This is a genomic window from Knoellia koreensis (assembly GCF_013041615.1).
Lineage (GTDB): Bacteria > Actinomycetota > Actinomycetes > Actinomycetales > Dermatophilaceae > Pedococcus > Pedococcus koreensis.
The window spans coordinates 55,487-70,901 of sequence record NZ_JABEPQ010000001.1; the positions used below are offsets into that span (position 1 = coordinate 55,487).

Below are 15,415 nucleotides of genomic sequence, written 5' to 3' on the forward strand. Positions count from 1 at the left end.
GGAACGAGTCATGCCCGAGTTCACCTGGCTCCCGGCCAACGAGGCGTCGGTCGACGACGTCGAAGCGGTCTTCGCCAGCGGCGGTGCGCGCAAGTGCCGCTGCCAAGCGATGAAGGTGCCGGGGTGGATCTGGCGGGACACCACCCAGGAGCAGCGCGACGCCGCCCTGCTCGAGCAGACCGGGTGCGGAACGGACGGTCCGACGTCGGGCCTGATCGGGTACGTCGACGGGGAAGCGGCCGGCTGGGTCGCGGTCGAGCCGCGCGAGAACTACCCACGGCTGTGGGCCCGCAAGCAGCCGTGGATGCGGATGGATCCCGAGCTGGAGGGCGTCTGGTCCGTGACGTGCTTCGTCGTGGGCAAGGACCACCGCAGGGCCGGGCTGACCTATGAACTCGCGGCAGCGACGGTCGAGTACGGAGGGCGAGTCGGCGCTGCCGTGCTGGAGGGCTATCCGATTGAGCCGCCGCCGGGCAAGAAGGTCATCTGGGACGAGGCGTCCGTAGGACTGGTCCAAGTCTTCCTCGAGGCCGGCTACGAGGTCGTGGCCGCACCCACCCTGCGACGGCGAGTGGTGCGACGCCGCCTTGGCGCGTCCACCTGAGGGCAGGCAGACCCCGGACCGACGTCTGGCAGGAGAGCCACCAGAGGTACTGCGACATACGAACTTGGGTTGTCGAATTGAGAACCCCGGGTTCGCATGTGGTCACCACGGGCCGTCCTGCCGGCTGATGCCACCCTCGGCCTGTCACTCGCGTGCAGGTCCGTCGTCGGAGCCTGCGGCGCGCGCTGCACGACGACGCTTCTTGCGCTCACGACGGAAAACATCCCACCCTTCTTTCACCGCGGTGAATGCGCCGGCGGCGATGCCCGCCATGACTGCGGCACCCGCCGCCATGCCGAGCCACTGACCTGCCGACTCGATGGGCTCGACCGTGATGTCGTCCTCGGCTGGGCCCGAGCGACGGACGGGGACGACGTCACCCACCTCGTAACCCTCGTTCGGGCAGTGGTTCACGCCGAACTCGTCGGGGAGGCCCGACGGAGGGTCCTCCGAGCGGTAGGTCGTCCGCTCACCCGGCGTGTTCGGTGAGAGCGCCTTGGGGCCGCACCGTTCCATGGTGCCGGACGGCTCGATCGACACGACGGTCGCAAGCTCGGTCGGGTCGTCACGGGTGCTGAAGTAGTCAAGGCCCATGAAGATGCCCAGCACCACAAAGGCGCCGACGCCGAAGAGCAGCGCCGCACCCAGAGCTGCGGGTCCCACTTCGTGGTACGGGTTGCCCCCGTGCCTGTCCCCTCGCGTGCTCATGGAAGGTGGGCCCGCGACGGCAGCGTGACGGTCGCGACCAGGCCGCCGTCCTCGCGGGCGGTGAGGCCGAGGGTGCCGTGGTGGGCCCGCGTGATGGTCTGTGCAATCGCCAGGCCGAGGCCGACGCCCGCGTGGTCGCTGCGCGCACGTTCCGAGCCGCGTTGGAAGGGCTCGACCAAGGTGGACACCAGTGCAGGGGGCAGGTGCGCGCCGGTGTTCTCGACAGTGAGCCTCGTGCCGTCCGCAGCCTCGGCTGTCGACACCCACACGCGACCTCCGCCCGGCAGGTTGTGGACGATCGCGTTGTGCACGAGGTTCGTCGTCAGCTGCTGCAGCAGCGCCGGCGAGCCGGTCGCGGGAGCAGTCGCACCCGTGACCTCCATCGTGATGCCGCGCTGTTCGGCAAGCGGCAGAAGGGTTTCCGTCGCCTCCTCCGCGAGAAGGGACAGGTCCACCGGCTCGCGGATGAACGCCTGTCGGTCGGCTCGGCTCAGCAGGAGCAGCGCCTCGGTCAGGGCGATCGCCCGGTCGTTCACGATGCCCAGCCGCTCCACCAGCGCCCGCGGGTCGGTGTCCGGGTCCTTGCGCGCCACCTCCAGCAGGGTCTGGGTGATCGCAAGCGGTGTGCGCAGCTCGTGGGAGGCGTTGGCAGCAAAGCGCTGTTGCTCGGCGACGTGCGCCTCGAGGCGGGCGAGCATGTCGTCGAAGCTGTCGGCCAGCTCACGGAACTCGTCCTGCGGTCCCGGGAGCTCGATGCGGTGCGACAGCGACCCGCGGGCGGCCAGCCGGGTCGCCTGGGTGAGGGCCGACAGCGGAGCGAGCATCCGCCCGGCGAGGAACCACCCACCCACCAGCCCGAAGACGAGCAGGAACAACATCGCCTGACCAGCCCGCGGGAGGAACGCGTCGATCACATCGGTGCGCGTCGGCCCGAAGTCGCCCCGCCCCAGCTGCACGTCGGGCGGCAGGTAGAACAACAGGAACCGCCACACCACGACGAGCAGCAAAGCCCCCGCCACCATGAGGAACCCGGCATAGCTGAGCGTCAGTTTCAGCCGCACGCTCAGCCCGGGTTGCCTAACCACGCGCGTCACCGGTGCTCGGCGCGGGTCGGGGTCCGGCCTCGTATGCCGTGTCGATGCGGTAGCCGACGCCCGGCACCGTCGCGATGACCCAGGGCTCACCGAGCCGTTTGCGCAACGAGGAGACCGTGATGCGCACCGCGTTGGTGAACGGGTCGGCGTTCTCGTCCCATGCCCGTTCCAGGAGCTCCTCGGCGCTGATGACCCCTCCTTCAGCAGCGATGAGGACCTCGAGGACGGCGAACTGCTTGCGCGTCAGCGCGACGTACCTGCCGTCGCGGAAGACCTCACGGCGGAACGGGTCCAGCCTCAATCCGGCGATCTCCCGCACCGGGGGACGGCTCTGGCCGCGCCGCCGGTCCAGTGCCCGCAACCGCAGCACCAGCTCGCGCAGCTCGAACGGCTTGGTGAGGTAGTCGTCGGCACCGAGCTCGAAGCCGGACTCCTTGTCGTCCAGCCGGTCGGCCGCCGTGAGCATGAGGATTGGTATGCCGCTGCCGGACGCGACGATGCGCGCCGCCACCTCGTCGCCGGAGGGTCCGGGGATGTCGCGGTCGAGCACGGCGATGTCGTAGGCGTTGACGCTGAGCAGCTCCAACGCGGTGTCGCCGTCGCCGGCCGTGTCGGCTGCGATCGCCTCGAGGCGCAGCCCATCGCGGATCGCCTCGGCCAGGTACGGCTCGTCTTCGACCACCAGAACTCGCATGACAAGACCTGAGCCTAGGAGGCGGCGCATATCGCGGGCATATCCAAAACGGCATACGCCCCTGCAACACCGGGGTCACTGGACTGGGCGCATGACCAACAGTCCACAGATCCGCACCGACCTGCGAGGTCGCGGCCGACGCACCCCTGTCGGCATCGCGGTCCTCACCGTCACCGCCGCAGCCGGGTTGGCCGTGGCCGCCATGGTGCTGGCCCTCGTCCTGGACACCGGTGGCCCCTGGCAACCCGTCGAAGGCAGCTCCCTGCCCACCGACGCCAGCGGGCCGGTCCGGCAGGCGACGACCGGCGAGCTCACCTCCCACGGCATACCCGCAGCACCCAAGGCCGCAACCAAGGCGGCCTCCGCGACCCGGGGCAGCGACCAGGGCGAAGGCGGTCAGGGCAGCCAGGGGGTGACGGTCTTCGACAGCAAGGCTCCTTCGGTGGCCAACCTCGACCCGGACCTCCTCGCGGCGCTCAAGCGAGCCGCCCTCGAGGCCCGCGACGACGGCATCGTGTTCGACGTCAACAGCGGGTGGCGCTCCGTGGCATACCAGCAAAAGCTCCTGGACGACGCCATCGCGAAGTACGGTTCCGAAGCGGAGGCGCGCAAGTGGGTGGCGACGCCGAAGACCTCCGAGCACGTGTCTGGTGACGCGGTCGATCTCGGCCCGTCGAAGGCGGCGAAGTGGCTGGGCAGGCACGGCGCCGGCTACGGCCTGTGCCAGATCTACCGCAACGAGCCGTGGCACTTCGAGTTGCGTCCGGACGCTGTCAACGCAGGGTGCCCGGCGATGTACGCCAACCCCACCCAGGACCCGAGGATGCAGCAATGACAGGCGGATTCGTCCTCGACGCGCAGAGCTGGACGAGCACCGTGACCGGTGTCGTGGCGCTCACCGTGGCCGTCTTGCCACTGGCGCTGCTGGCGGTGTGCGCCCTCGCGGGAGGGAGGATCGGGTCGGGCGTCCGCGCACGGGTGGCGTGGCGCCGGTCGTTCGCCGAGGTCGCGCTCGTCTACGGGACGGTGCCGGGGGTGTGGCTCACGATGCTGCCCGGCGGGCCTGCCGAGTATGCCGCGGTGAGCCTCGAGCCGTTGCGTGACCTTGCGACGATGTCGACTTTCCAGGTGGTTGGGAACCTGCTGCTGCTCGCGGCGCTCGGCTTCTTCGCGCCGGTCCGGTTCGCGGGTCTGGCGACGTTCCCGCGCGTCGTCCTGTTGGCCGGGGCGGTGTCGACCCTGATCGAGGTGATGCAGCACGTCCTCGAGCTGGGTCGCGTCTCGTCCGTCGACGACATCCTGCTCAACACCGCCGGTGCCACGATCGCCGCGACCCTGTCCTGGCCGTGGTGGGCGCGACGCCGTCGACCGATTCCGGAGCCCCGCCCACTGGCCCCGCTCGCGAGACGGTGACCCGCCGTCGTCCCACGGACGGCTTCCGAGGCGCATGATGGGCAGATGCTGACATCGCAGGACGTCACCAACTACAGCTTCACCCCGACCTCTTTCCGCCGCGGGTATGACGAGCGCGAAGTCGACGACTTTCTCGATCAGGTCGTCCAGACGTTGCGCTACTACGAACAGGGCGGTCGCCCCGGCCCCCAGGCGCCGACGCCGCCCCAACCACCTGCAGGGGATGGCCTCAAGGACCGCGCCACCCGGTGGTTGCGCGGTGACGCACCGTCCTGATCGTTCATCCGGTCGGTCCCTGGCTCCACCCTCGCGTGCGCAGGACTGCTCCGTTCGTGAGACGCAACTCCTTGCGGGCACGACGCCAGCGGCGCCGGACGGTCACTTCCACGCTCCGCGGATCCGCATAGGAGTCGACCAGGCCCAGCACTGCGTCCAAAACATCCCGTCGGTCCTCTTCGTCGTAGGCGAACTCTGTCCATGAGTAGCCGCCCTCGAAGGACACCACGAACACCTCGCCGTTGAGGGTCACGTGTGCGTTCCCGTCCCTCCCCGGTAGCCCGAGTTCGATGGCGAGGTACCCGTCCCTATCGAGCCCTGCGTCGACCACTCGGTAACCCCGGTCCGCGGCATGCGACTCGACGATGCCGCGCAGCATCGCGAGGCTGGGGTGCATGTCGACAGTATGTCGAGCGAGACCCAGAGGGGCAGACGCATTTCATCGACATCGGCTGCCGCGCAAGGCAGGCTGGCGCGTGTGACGGGGGAGCGGGCACCGGTGGCGTGGCGCCTCGTCCTGCCCGCCGCGGCGGCGCAGGCGGTCGCGCTCACCCTCGGCAGCCAGGGCTATGGCTACCACCGGGACGAGCTCTACTACCGGATGCTCCCACCGGCCTGGGGCTACGTCGACCAGCCGCCACTCACGCCGCTCATCGCCCGCCTGACGACGCACCTGGCCGACGATCCGTGGGCCTTGCGCCTGCCTGCGACCTTGGCGACGGCCGCATCGGTCATCGTCCTTGCCCTGGTATGCCGTGAGCTCGGGGGAGGGCGCGGCGCCCAGGCCCTGACGGCCTGGGGTTACGCGTTCGCCGCGATGCCGTTGATGGTCGGGCACATCCTGCTGACCTCGACCATCGACCTGCCGCTGCTGCTCCTCGTCGCCCTCGCGATGATCCGCGCGGTCCGGGGCTCACCCCGCGCGTGGCTGGCCGCGGGAGCGCTCGCCGGCCTCACGGCATACAACCGCTGGATCGTCGCGGCGGTTGTCATCTCGCTCCTGCTCGGCATCCTCCTGCTTGGCCCACGCCGTCAGCTAGAGACGCCATGGCCGTGGCTGGGCGGGCTCGTCGCCGCGATCGTCACGCTGCCCAACCTCGTCTACCAGGCCACGCACGGCTGGCCCCAGCTCGCCATGGGGTCGGCACTCGCCGCCAGCAACGCCGGTGAGGTGCGGGCGCAGGTGCCGTGGCTGCTGTTCGTGATGCTTGGTCCGCCGCTCGCGGTCGTCTGGGTGACCGGGCTGGTCTGGCTGCTGCGTCGCCCGCAACGTGGCCGGGTCGGGTTCCTCGCGGTCGCGTGTCTCGCGATGATCGCCTTCACGATCGTGTCCGGCGCGCAGCCGCACTACCCGGTGCACCTCCTGAGCATCGCGTATGCCGCGGGGTGCGTGCCCGTCGCGAAGTGGCTTGTGGGCCAACGGGTTTGGCGTCTAGTAGCCATTGCACTGGTGGCCCTCAACGCATGCGTCTCGCTGGTGCTGGCGTTGCCGATCGTGCCTCTGCGGTCGGTCGGAGCCACGCCGCTGCCCGACATCGGGCCGCTCGTCGCCGACCAGGTCGGGTGGCCGCGCTACGTCGAGCAGGTGGCCGCGGCATACCGGCAGGCACCCGAGCCACGGCCCACGGTCGTCATCGCGTCGAACTACGGCGAGGCGGGTGCGATCGCGCGCTTCGGTCGACCCCTCGGCCTGCCCGGGCCGGTGAGTGGGCAGAACGCGCTGTTTGACCTCGGTCCGCGCCCACCCGACGCGGCCACGTCGGTGCTCGTCGTCGGCTACCAGCTCGAGGAGGTGCGCGGCTACTTCGGCAGCTGCGACGTGGTCGCCACGCTGGACAACGGGGTTGACGTCGACAACGAGGAGCAGGACGCCCCGGTGGCGGTCTGCCGTGACCCGCGCGAGTCGTGGTCGACGCTCTGGCCCAGGTTCCGTCACCTCGACTGAAGACCGCCCTTCCGGGATGCCAGAGGCGCGACAGGCTGCGCCCCTGGCAGCCCGTAGGCCGGGACCGCCCGGGCCGGATCAGCCGGATCGGCGCTCGAACCAGGAGCCGGGCTTGCCGCCGACCGCCGACGGGTCGGCTGGTCCGTCCGGTGCGAAGCCGGCCTTGAGCAGCACCCGTTGCGAGGCGATGTTGGTGAGACTCGTGGCCGCGCGGACCGTGTGGATTCCCATCTGGGAGAACGCGATTCGGCAGACCTCGCGGACCGATTCGGTGGCCAGCCCGCGCCCGGCAGCGTGCTCGGCCATGCGATAGCCCAGCTCAGCCACTCCGTCGTCGAGCAGGATCAGGTTGAAGCGGCCGACCACTGCGCCCTCGGCGTCCACGAGGACGAAGTAGGCGCCCTCACCGGACTCCTGCTCGGCCAGCAACGCGTCGTGGCGGGCCTGGAACTCCGCGAAGTACGCGTCGCCGCGGTCGCCGATGAAGCGCATGAACCAGGCACGGTTGGCCCGCTCGAACTCCAGCACCGCGTCGGCATGGTCGGGCCGCAGCCGCTCCAGCGAGGTCACGCGCCCACCCTCGCACACCCGGTTTCCCGCGTTCAGCGGGTGCGCACCGACACCCGACCGTCGGCCAGCCGGACCTCCCAAACAGGTTCGGGCACCGACGCCGGCCCACGCTCGACCGCGCCGTCGGTCAGCCGGAACTGGCTGCCGTGCCACGGGCACTCGACGCAGTCGTCGTCGGTCAGGGTGCCTTCGTCGAGCGGTCCGCCCGCGTGGGTGCACACCGCCGACAGCGCCAGGACCCGCGGTCCGCGGCGCACGAGCATCACCGGCACCCCTGCTGCCTCGACCCGCTTCGGTGTGCCCTCCACGAGGTCGACCTCCGCCGCCACATCGGTCCAGTCACCGGGGGCCTCCTGGAAGGCCGTGTGGTTGACGCCGACCCCGCGCACGAGCGTCAGGTGCCCACCGAGGTAGGCCGCCGCACCGGTCGCGCCTAGCCCCACCGCGCTGAGGACGGCACCGGTCCCATGGCGTCCACGTCGCCGCGCCACCCATGACGCGACCTGCAGCAGCGTCCCGGCCGAGTTAGTGATTGCGTGCACCAGACCCACCCGCTGTTCGGGGCCGTAGCTGCTCGACCAGTCCGACGCACCGGTCCACGCTGCCGGGACAGCTCCGAGGATGCCGACCCCCACGAGCTGGCGGGAGACCTCCGCGCCCTTCTCCCCGCCGATCGCGTCGACCACAGTGGCCATGGCCCAGGCCCCGATCGGGACGTCGGTGAGTGCGGGGTGGAGCTGGTGCCCGAGCCATCCTCCGGACAACGCGTTCTTGACGAGGCGTGGTGCGGTCACCTTCTCCACCCACCCGGCGAGCTTGCCGGACAGCGGGTCGAGTGACGACCAGCCCTCGATGTCCCTGATCACTGTCTGCATGCGGACCTCCTTCCTCAGTCCTATCGCCTCACCACGCGGCACGCATGCCGACCGTCGCGCTTAGGGTGGGGGCGTGCGGCTGAGCAAGTTCTGGGACCTGATGGACGGCGAGTTCGGGTCGGCGTATGCCGCGTCCCTCGCCGAGCGACACGCGATCCACGCGCTCGACGACCGCACGGTCAACGAGGCGCTCGAGGCCGGTGTCCCGCCGCGGCGCGTCTGGCTCGCGCTGTGCGACGACATGGACGTCCCCGAGTCGCGACGCCTCGGCATCGACCCCAAGGCTGCGCCGTGACTGTCGTCGACCTGCCCCTCGTCCTGGCGCCCATGGCCGGCGGACCCAGCACGGTAGCGCTCGCCGCCGCGGTCGCCGAGGCAGGAGTGTTCCCCTTCCTCGCGGGCGCCTACCTCAGCCCCGACCGCCTCCGCGACGACATCGACGCCCTACGCTCAGCGACGCCAAAGCCCTTTGGTGTCAACATCTTTGCACCCTCCCCGAACCCACCCGGCGCCGCCAGCGACGTCATGGCGTATGCCGCGTTGCTCGAGCCGTGGGCCGCGGCCGCTGGCGTGGGGCTGGGTGAGGCGAGGTGGGACGACGACAGCTTCGCGGCCAAGGTCGACGTGCTGGTCGAGGCAGCTCCGGCCGTGGTCAGCTTCGCGTTCGCGTGGCCGCCGGACGACGTCGTGACCCGGCTCCAGCAGGCCGGGGTAGAGGTCTGGGTGACGCTCAACGAGCCCGACGAGGTCGACTGGGCGCGCGAGCTCGGCGTCGACGGCCTCGTGCTCCAGGGCTGGGAGGCGGGTGGTCACCGCGGCGGCCCGGTCGATACCGGCCACCAGCAGCTGCCGGTGCGCGAGCTCGTCGCAGCGGTTCGGCAGCGCACCGATCTGCCGGTCATCGCAGCCGGGGGAGTAGTCACGGGCGCCGAGGCGGCGGAAGTCCTTGCGGCTGGGGCGAGCTCGGTCGCACTCGGCACCGCCTTCATGGCCACCCCCGAGGCCGGAACCGCCGAGGTCCACCGGCACGAGCTGACCAACCACGAGCCTCCGGGCGGCGAACCCGGACCGGACACCGTCGTGACCAGATGCTTCACCGGCCGCAGCGCGCGAGCCCTGACCACGACGTGGACGGAACGTTTCAGCGATGCCGCCCCTGCGGCATACCCCCATGTCCACCACCTCACGGCGCCGCTGCGCGCCCACGGCAAGGCCACGGGGGAGGCCGAGCTCGTCCACCTGTGGGCGGGCACGGGACACGCGCGAGTCAGGGCGATGCCTGCAACCGACCTCGCGCTGACGCTCCTCGCCGAGCTCACCCAGGCGCGCGGATGAGCCGTCCCTCCTGGACCGTCACGGCGCCACTGTGGATGTGGCACAGCTTCCACATGCTCACGGTCTCCGAGGACGTCAGCGACGAGATCGCCGATCTGGCCGAAGGGCGGTCCGGGGGATTCGGCTCGGTCAAGGTCGAGGTCACGTGCGGCGGGACGACGTGGCAGACGTCGCTGTTCCCCAGCAGTGAGCAGGCCGCGTACGTGCTGCCGATGAAGGCGGCCGTGCGCAAGGCAGAAGGGCTTGCCGCCGGCCAGCCGGCCACGGTGACCATCACCGCCGTCCACCTGTGAGCCGGCACGCCGGATAAACCGGGTGAACGCTGTCGGTGAATATCAGTAGCGTGGTGAAACGTGCCTGACACCGACGACATCCTGCTGAGCGCTCGCGGCCTGACCAAGACCTTCGGGGAGTTCACCGCCGTCGACGGCATCGACTTCGCCGTCCGCAGGGGCGAGTGCTTCGGGTTCCTCGGTCCCAACGGCGCCGGCAAGTCCTCGACGATGCGCATGGTCGGGTGCGTGTCGCCGGTGACCGGGGGAGAGCTCCGGCTGTTCGGGCTCGACCCCGCCACCGACGGGCCGGCCATCCGTGCCCGCCTCGGCAACTGCCCCCAGCGCGACACGCTCGACGAGGAGCTCAGCGTCGAGGAGAACCTCTGGATCTACGGCCGCTACTTCGGCCTGTCGCGCAAGGAGGTCAAGGAGCGCGCCGCCGAGCTGCTCGACTTCGCCCAGCTCACCGAGCGCGCCAAGGACAAGGTCGAGCCGCTGTCCGGAGGCATGAAGCGACGCCTCACCATCGCGCGCTCGCTGATCAACGCGCCCGAGATCCTGCTCCTCGACGAGCCCACCACGGGCCTCGACCCGCAGGCGCGACATGTGTTGTGGGACAGGCTGTTTCGGCTCAAGCGCTCCGGCGTGACGCTCGTGCTGACGACCCACTACATGGACGAGGCCGAGCAGCTCTGCGACCGATTGGTCGTCATGGACCACGGCCGCATCGTCGCCGAGGGCTCGCCGCGTCAGCTCATCGACGACTACTCGACCCGGGAGGTGCTCGAGCTGCGCTTCGACGCCGAGGACCACGGCGCCTACGCCGACAAGGTCGCAGGCATCGGTGAGCGCGTCGAGGTGCTGCCCGACCGCCTCCTGCTCTACGCCGACAACGGCGACGAGGCCTCCGCCCAGGTGCACGCGCGTGGGGTCGAGCCGCTGTCGTCGCTGGTGCGGCGCTCGACGCTCGAGGACGTCTTCCTCCACCTCACCGGCCGGACCCTGGTGGACTGAACGGTGACCCAGGCGACCACCCACGAACCGCCGCCCACGGGCGCGCGGGCGGCACACGGCATACGTCAGCCCATGTCGGCGCTCGAACGCGTGCTGGCCGCGTTCGGCTACCACCTCGCGGTCTACCGGCGCACCTGGCGCGGATCGGTCGTCACCCGCGTTCTGTCGCCGGTGCTGTTCCTGTTGTCGATGGGCATCGGGCTCGGTGCGCTCGTCGACGACCGTGCGGGCGGGATCGACGGGGTCCCCTACCTTCACTTCGTGGTCCCCGCGATCGTCGTGACGCAGACGTTGTGGGTGGCGTGGGGCGAGTCGAGCTACCAGGTCCTGGGCTACATCAAGTGGAACATGAACTACCACGCCCAGCTCGCCACGCCGCTCGGTGTGCGGGACGTGCTCGCCGGGCACTGGCTCGCGGTGGCGCTGCACCTGGTGATGTCGACGACCGTCTTCATGGCGATCGCGGCGCTGTTCGGTGGGTTCGACTCGTGGTGGGCAGTGTTGTGCCTCCCGATCGCCGTGCTGACCGGATTGGCTTTCTCCACACCGCTTTTCGCGTTCACGGCCACGCAGGAGGGGGACAACGGGTTCAACATCGTCTACCGCTGGATCATCACGCCGCTCATGCTCTTCTCCGGCACGTTCTTCCCGATCGACCAGCTGCCCGGATGGATGCAGCCGGTTGCCTGGGTGACGCCGTTGTGGCACGGCGTCTCCGCGGCGCGGGCCGTGTCGGTGGGTGACGTGTCGTGGTTGCCCTTCGTGGGGCACCTGTTGGTCCTGGTCGGGTATGCCGCGGGCGGGGCCTGGTTGGCCCGGCGCGCCTTCGCGAGGAGGTTGCTGCCGTGAGCGCACCGACGATTCCTCGGACGCCGCTGGTCTCGCGGGTGGCCCGGGCGATGCCGATGCCGGCGGGCGCCGGGCTCGCGCGGATGCTGGTCGAGCGCAACGTCCGGTCGTTCCGGCACGGGTGGATCGCGCTGGTCACCGGGTTCGCCGAGCCGGTGTTCTACCTCTTCTCCCTCGGCATCGGCATCGGTGCGCTCGTGAAGACGGTGACAACCGACTCGGGGATGGTCGTGACCTACCCGCAGTTCGTCGCCCCCGCGCTGCTCGCCGCCTCGGCGATGAACGGCGCCGTCATGGACTCCACGTTCAACCTTTTCTTCAAGCTCAAGTACGCCAAGCTCTACGACGCCGTGCTCGCCACCCCGATGGGGCCGCGCGACATCGCCGTGGGGGAGGTGGCGTGGTCGCTGATCCGCGGCGGCCTCTACTCGGCGGCCTTCCTCGTCGTGGCGGTGCTGGCCGGGGCCGTGCGCTCGTGGTGGGCGCTGCTGGCGCTACCCGCCGGGGTGTTGATCGGGTTCGCATTCGCGGCGGTCGGGATGTTCGCGACGACGTTCATGCGCTCGTGGGTCGACTTCGACTACATCACCTTGGCGATCCAGCCGATGTTCCTCTTCTCGGCGACCTTCTTCCCGCTGGCCACGTATCCGGAGGCGTTGCAGTGGTTCGTGCGGGCGACGCCGCTCTACCACGGTGTGGCGCTCGAGCGGGCGCTGATGCTCGGCGACGTGGGGTGGGGCGTGCTGGGGCACGTGGCCTACCTGCTCGTGCTCGGCCTGTTCGGCGTGGTCGGTGCCGCCCGCCGCCTCGAGAAGCTGCTGCTCTCGTAGGCGAGGTATGCCGCGAGGTGACCACGCGGCATACCGGGAAACTCGCGCGGCGTGTCGCGCCCCGCCTCCCACCTGTCGAACACGTGTTCGGTAGGTTCATCCACAGGTGACAGGACGGCAGGCCCTCGTCCACAGGCTGCGAATCGGCCCGGGACGACTGTCGGACCCGCCACCTAGCGTCTGACCCGACAACGCATCAAGGCAACGGCATCGGGTCGAAGGTAGGCGCGCCCGACACGAGCAGAAAGAAGGAAGCGTGGCGAAGATGGCTGCACCGACCAACCCCACAGGGGCACCCCTGGACAAGAAGGCGCAGGCGGTCGACACCGTCATGGGCCAGATCGAGAAGAACTTCGGCAAGGGCGCGGTGATGCGCCTGGGCGACGACGTGCGTCCGCCGATCGAGGTCATCCCTACCGGGTCGATCTCGCTGGACGTCGCCCTCGGCATCGGCGGTCTGCCGCGCGGCCGGGTCGTCGAGGTCTACGGGCCGGAGTCCTCCGGTAAGACCACGGTGGCGCTGCACGCGGTCGCCAACGCCCAGCGCAACGGTGGCATCGCGGCGTTCATCGACGCCGAGCACGCGCTCGACCCCGAGTACGCCAAGAAGCTCGGTGTCGACACCGACGCGCTACTCGTGAGCCAGCCCGACACCGGTGAGCAGGCGCTCGAGATCGCCGACATGCTGATCCGCTCCGGCGCCCTCGACATCATCGTCATCGACTCGGTCGCCGCGCTCGTGCCCCGCGCCGAGATCGAGGGCGAGATGGGTGACAGCCACGTCGGTCTCCAGGCCCGCCTCATGTCGCAGGCGCTGCGCAAGATCACCGGTGCGCTCAACACCACCGGCACCACAGCCATCTTCATCAACCAGCTCCGCGAGAAGATCGGCGTGATGTTCGGCTCGCCCGAGACGACGACCGGTGGCAAGGCGCTCAAGTTCTACGCCTCGGTGCGCCTCGACGTGCGACGCATCGAAACGCTCAAGGACGGCAGCGACCCGGTCGGCAACCGCACCCGCGTCAAGGTCGTCAAGAACAAGGTGTCCCCGCCGTTCAAGCAGGCCGAGTTCGACATCCTCTACGGCCAGGGCATCTCGCGCGAGGGTGGCCTGATCGACATGGGCGTCGAGCACGGCTTCGTCCGCAAGTCCGGCGCCTGGTACACCTACGACGGCGACCAGCTCGGTCAGGGCAAGGAGAACGCGCGCACCTTCCTCAAGGACAACCCCGACCTCGCCAACGAGATCGAGAAGAAGATCAAGGAGAAGCTCGGCATCGGCCCGCAGGTCGACAAGCCGGCCGAGTCGGTGCCCGAGGTCCCGGTCGAGTTCTGAGCCGGATGACCGACAAGATCGACGAGGCCAGGGCTGCCCTCGAGGCGGCCCTGGCCTCGACGTCGTCAGGCGGCCCGGCGTGGTTCGCGCAGGCCGAGCCCGGCCCGCAGTCGACGCCGGCCACGCCGGCCGCGCAGGGCGAGCCGGACGTGCAGGCCGAGCCGGGCGCGGGGCGTCGGCGTCGCCCGAAGGCGTGGCAGCCGATCCCTGGTGACCCGGAGAGCGACCCGCGCACCCGCGACGGCGAGCCCGATGCGGAGGACGTCGCCCGCTCGATCGTGCTTCGTCAGCTCGCGATGGCGCCGCGCAGTCGCAAGCAGCTGCACGACAAGCTGCGCCAGCGCAACTGCCCTGACGAGGTCGCCGAGCGTGTGCTCGACCGGATGACTGACGTGGGCTTGGTCGACGACGAGGCCTATGCCGGGATGCTGGTTCGCTCGCAGCAGGCCAGCCGCGGGCTCGCGAAACGCGCGCTGGCGCGCGAGCTGCGGACCAAGGGCGTCGACGACGAGACCGCCAAGGCGGCCCTCGACGAGGTCAGCCCCGAGCACGAGCGGGCGCAGGCCGAGCGTCTCGTCGCCAAGAAGCTGCGCACCATGCACGGACTCGACGCCACGGTCCAGACGCGGCGGCTCGCCGGGATGCTGGCCCGCAAGGGCTACCCGGCCGACCTGTCGATGCAGGTCATCCGCGAGGCCGTGCGCCAGGCGCCCGAGCACCAGCGCGACTGAGCGAAGCCGTACCCTCCCGCTGTGAGCGAAGGCGACCCGGCGGCATACGAGGCACGGCCCGTGCCGACCGTGTGGCGCCGGCTTCGCACGGTCGCCGGTGCGACCCGCACCCCGCGGCGCAACCGACACCTGGCCAACCTGCTCGCGTTCATCGCCGGCGCGCTCAACTCGGTCGGCTTTGTGGCCGTGTCGGTCTACACCTCGCACATGACCGGCCTGACCGCCTCGGTGGCCGACCACATCGTGCTCCGCTCGTGGGGGCTGGTGCGGATCGGGCTCATCGCGATCACGGCGTTCGTCGTCGGCGCGATGACCTGCGCCGTTCTCTTCAACTGGGGCAGGCGCCGGCACCACGAGGCGCGGTACGCCACCGTGCTGGTGCTCGAGGCGTTGCTGATCCTGGCCTTCGGTGCGCTGGCCGACCAGCTGACCTGGCGTCACCGTGACCTCGTGTTCGTCGCCGTCCTGTGCTTCACGATGGGCCTGCAGAACGCGATCATCACCAAGATCTCGGCCGCCCAGATCCGCACCACCCACGTCACTGGCATGGTCACCGACATCGGCATCGAGCTGGGCAAGCTGGCCTACCGCAGCCGTCTGGCCGGCCAGCCGCCCGTCACCGCCGACCTTCCCAAGCTCGGCATGCTCGCCGGACTCGTGGCGCTGTTCTTCGTCGGCGGCATCGCCGGGGCGGCCGGCTACCTCGCCATGGGTTTCCCGGTGCTGGTGGCCCCAGCCCTGGTCCTGCTCGTCGTCGCCGCCCCACCGCTCGTGGCAGATGCCCGCTCCGCGTCCGCACGCAGGGAGGCGCGTGACGCAGCGAGCTGAGCCACGCGGCATACCGGGGCGGGCGGAGCACGTACCCT

20 protein-coding genes are annotated in these 15,415 nt (G+C 70.2%); 14 read left to right on the top strand and 6 right to left on the bottom strand.

Annotation, left to right across the window (positions count from 1 at the left end):
• The first annotated feature begins 10 nt into the window (after positions 1–10).
• Positions 11–604 (top strand): GNAT family N-acetyltransferase, encoded by a 594-nt coding sequence (locus HJG52_RS00235; RefSeq protein WP_171241593.1) that lies wholly within the window; start codon positions 11–13, stop codon positions 602–604.
• A gap of 144 nt (positions 605–748) precedes the next feature.
• Here HJG52_RS00235 and HJG52_RS00240 read toward each other — a convergent pair whose 3' ends face one another.
• From HJG52_RS00240 to HJG52_RS00250, 3 genes are read right to left on the bottom strand one after another with little or no spacing between them, the layout of a single operon-like run.
• Positions 749–1,267, bottom strand: coding sequence for a hypothetical protein (locus HJG52_RS00240; protein ID WP_171241594.1), 519 nt, complete (start codon positions 1,265–1,267; stop codon positions 749–751).
• Between the two features lie 41 nt (positions 1,268–1,308).
• Positions 1,309–2,379: a sensor histidine kinase gene (locus tag HJG52_RS00245; RefSeq protein WP_240977225.1), complete on the bottom strand. Its 1,071-nt coding sequence runs from the start codon at positions 2,377–2,379 to the stop codon at positions 1,309–1,311.
• Between the two features lie 10 nt (positions 2,380–2,389).
• The gene (locus HJG52_RS00250) at positions 2,390–3,100 is read right to left on the bottom strand and encodes a response regulator transcription factor (RefSeq protein WP_171241596.1); all 711 of its coding nucleotides are present in this window, start codon (positions 3,098–3,100) and stop codon (positions 2,390–2,392) included.
• Between the two features lie 91 nt (positions 3,101–3,191).
• On the opposite strand from HJG52_RS00250, the gene HJG52_RS00255 reads away from it, so the two are divergent.
• From HJG52_RS00255 to HJG52_RS21485, 3 genes are read left to right on the top strand one after another with little or no spacing between them, the layout of a single operon-like run.
• The gene (locus HJG52_RS00255) at positions 3,192–3,935 is read left to right on the top strand and encodes a M15 family metallopeptidase (protein WP_171241597.1); all 744 of its coding nucleotides are present in this window, start codon (positions 3,192–3,194) and stop codon (positions 3,933–3,935) included.
• On the top strand, positions 3,932–4,513 hold the full coding sequence (locus tag HJG52_RS00260; protein ID WP_171241598.1) for a VanZ family protein: 582 nt from the start codon (positions 3,932–3,934) through the stop codon (positions 4,511–4,513). The genes HJG52_RS00255 and HJG52_RS00260 overlap by 4 nt, the downstream gene beginning before the upstream one ends.
• A 45-nt stretch (positions 4,514–4,558) precedes the next feature.
• The gene (locus HJG52_RS21485) at positions 4,559–4,789 is read left to right on the top strand and encodes a DivIVA domain-containing protein (RefSeq protein ID WP_171241599.1); all 231 of its coding nucleotides are present in this window, start codon (positions 4,559–4,561) and stop codon (positions 4,787–4,789) included.
• Positions 4,790–4,793: 4 nt separating this feature from the next.
• Here the strand turns inward: HJG52_RS21485 and HJG52_RS00270 are convergent, their stop codons facing one another.
• On the bottom strand, positions 4,794–5,186 hold the full coding sequence (locus HJG52_RS00270; protein ID WP_171241600.1) for a hypothetical protein: 393 nt from the start codon (positions 5,184–5,186) through the stop codon (positions 4,794–4,796).
• 81 nt (positions 5,187–5,267) lie between these two features.
• On the opposite strand from HJG52_RS00270, the gene HJG52_RS00275 reads away from it, so the two are divergent.
• Positions 5,268–6,734 carry a glycosyltransferase family 39 protein gene (locus HJG52_RS00275; RefSeq protein WP_171241601.1) on the top strand — a complete coding sequence of 489 codons (1,467 nt, stop codon included), beginning with the start codon at positions 5,268–5,270 and terminating at the stop codon, positions 6,732–6,734.
• 78 nt (positions 6,735–6,812) lie between these two features.
• Here HJG52_RS00275 and HJG52_RS00280 read toward each other — a convergent pair whose 3' ends face one another.
• Both HJG52_RS00280 and HJG52_RS00285 read right to left on the bottom strand, forming a co-directional pair.
• Positions 6,813–7,304 carry a GNAT family N-acetyltransferase gene (locus HJG52_RS00280; RefSeq protein WP_171241602.1) on the bottom strand — a complete coding sequence of 164 codons (492 nt, stop codon included), beginning with the start codon at positions 7,302–7,304 and terminating at the stop codon, positions 6,813–6,815.
• 32 nt (positions 7,305–7,336) lie between these two features.
• The gene (locus tag HJG52_RS00285) at positions 7,337–8,179 is read right to left on the bottom strand and encodes a Rieske (2Fe-2S) protein (RefSeq protein WP_171241603.1); all 843 of its coding nucleotides are present in this window, start codon (positions 8,177–8,179) and stop codon (positions 7,337–7,339) included.
• Between the two features lie 73 nt (positions 8,180–8,252).
• On the opposite strand from HJG52_RS00285, the gene HJG52_RS00290 reads away from it, so the two are divergent.
• From HJG52_RS00290 to HJG52_RS00330, 9 genes are all read left to right on the top strand, one after another.
• Positions 8,253–8,474, top strand: a complete 222-nt coding sequence (locus HJG52_RS00290; RefSeq protein WP_171241604.1) for a DUF3046 domain-containing protein — start codon at positions 8,253–8,255, stop codon at positions 8,472–8,474.
• Positions 8,471–9,514 (top strand): nitronate monooxygenase, encoded by a 1,044-nt coding sequence (locus HJG52_RS00295; RefSeq protein WP_171241605.1) that lies wholly within the window; start codon positions 8,471–8,473, stop codon positions 9,512–9,514. The genes HJG52_RS00290 and HJG52_RS00295 overlap by 4 nt, the downstream gene beginning before the upstream one ends.
• Complete coding sequence (locus HJG52_RS00300; protein ID WP_171241606.1) at positions 9,511–9,807, top strand: DUF1905 domain-containing protein; 297 nt, start codon at positions 9,511–9,513, stop codon at positions 9,805–9,807. Before HJG52_RS00295 ends, HJG52_RS00300 begins: the two co-directional genes overlap by 4 nt.
• A gap of 60 nt (positions 9,808–9,867) precedes the next feature.
• The gene (locus HJG52_RS00305; protein ID WP_171241607.1) at positions 9,868–10,803 is read left to right on the top strand and encodes an ATP-binding cassette domain-containing protein; all 936 of its coding nucleotides are present in this window, start codon (positions 9,868–9,870) and stop codon (positions 10,801–10,803) included.
• A 3-nt stretch (positions 10,804–10,806) separates the two neighbouring features.
• On the top strand, positions 10,807–11,652 hold the full coding sequence (locus HJG52_RS00310) for an ABC transporter permease (RefSeq protein WP_171241608.1): 846 nt from the start codon (positions 10,807–10,809) through the stop codon (positions 11,650–11,652).
• Entirely contained in the window at positions 11,649–12,482 is an 834-nt protein-coding gene (locus HJG52_RS00315; RefSeq protein ID WP_346767488.1) for an ABC transporter permease, read from the top strand. Before HJG52_RS00310 ends, HJG52_RS00315 begins: the two co-directional genes overlap by 4 nt.
• Positions 12,483–12,747: 265 nt before the next feature.
• A complete protein-coding gene (recA, locus tag HJG52_RS00320) occupies positions 12,748–13,818 on the top strand; it encodes a recombinase RecA (RefSeq protein WP_171241609.1) in 1,071 nt (356 codons plus the stop codon).
• 5 nt (positions 13,819–13,823) lie between these two features.
• Positions 13,824–14,549, top strand: a complete 726-nt coding sequence (locus HJG52_RS00325; protein ID WP_346767489.1) for a regulatory protein RecX — start codon at positions 13,824–13,826, stop codon at positions 14,547–14,549.
• A 21-nt stretch (positions 14,550–14,570) separates the two neighbouring features.
• Positions 14,571–15,377, top strand: a complete 807-nt coding sequence (locus HJG52_RS00330; RefSeq protein WP_346767490.1) for a YoaK family protein — start codon at positions 14,571–14,573, stop codon at positions 15,375–15,377.
• Positions 15,378–15,415 lie beyond the last annotated feature (38 nt).

Excerpts from the sequence above, each read along its gene's own strand:
- HJG52_RS00235 (WP_171241593.1), top strand. The coding sequence starts at position 11 with ATGCCCGAGTTCACCTGGCTCCCGGCCAACGAGGCGTCGGTCGACGAC.
- HJG52_RS00250 (WP_171241596.1), bottom strand. The coding sequence starts at position 3,100 with ATGCGAGTTCTGGTGGTCGAAGACGAGCCGTACCTGGCCGAGGCGATC.
- HJG52_RS00255 (WP_171241597.1), top strand. The coding sequence starts at position 3,192 with ATGACCAACAGTCCACAGATCCGCACCGACCTGCGAGGTCGCGGCCGA.
- HJG52_RS00260 (WP_171241598.1), top strand. The coding sequence starts at position 3,932 with ATGACAGGCGGATTCGTCCTCGACGCGCAGAGCTGGACGAGCACCGTG.
- HJG52_RS21485 (WP_171241599.1), top strand. The coding sequence starts at position 4,559 with ATGCTGACATCGCAGGACGTCACCAACTACAGCTTCACCCCGACCTCT.
- HJG52_RS00270 (WP_171241600.1), bottom strand. The coding sequence starts at position 5,186 with ATGCACCCCAGCCTCGCGATGCTGCGCGGCATCGTCGAGTCGCATGCC.
- HJG52_RS00285 (WP_171241603.1), bottom strand. The coding sequence starts at position 8,179 with ATGCAGACAGTGATCAGGGACATCGAGGGCTGGTCGTCACTCGACCCG.
- HJG52_RS00300 (WP_171241606.1), top strand. The coding sequence starts at position 9,511 with ATGAGCCGTCCCTCCTGGACCGTCACGGCGCCACTGTGGATGTGGCAC.
- recA (WP_171241609.1), top strand. The coding sequence starts at position 12,748 with ATGGCTGCACCGACCAACCCCACAGGGGCACCCCTGGACAAGAAGGCG.
- HJG52_RS00325 (WP_346767489.1), top strand. The coding sequence starts at position 13,824 with ATGACCGACAAGATCGACGAGGCCAGGGCTGCCCTCGAGGCGGCCCTG.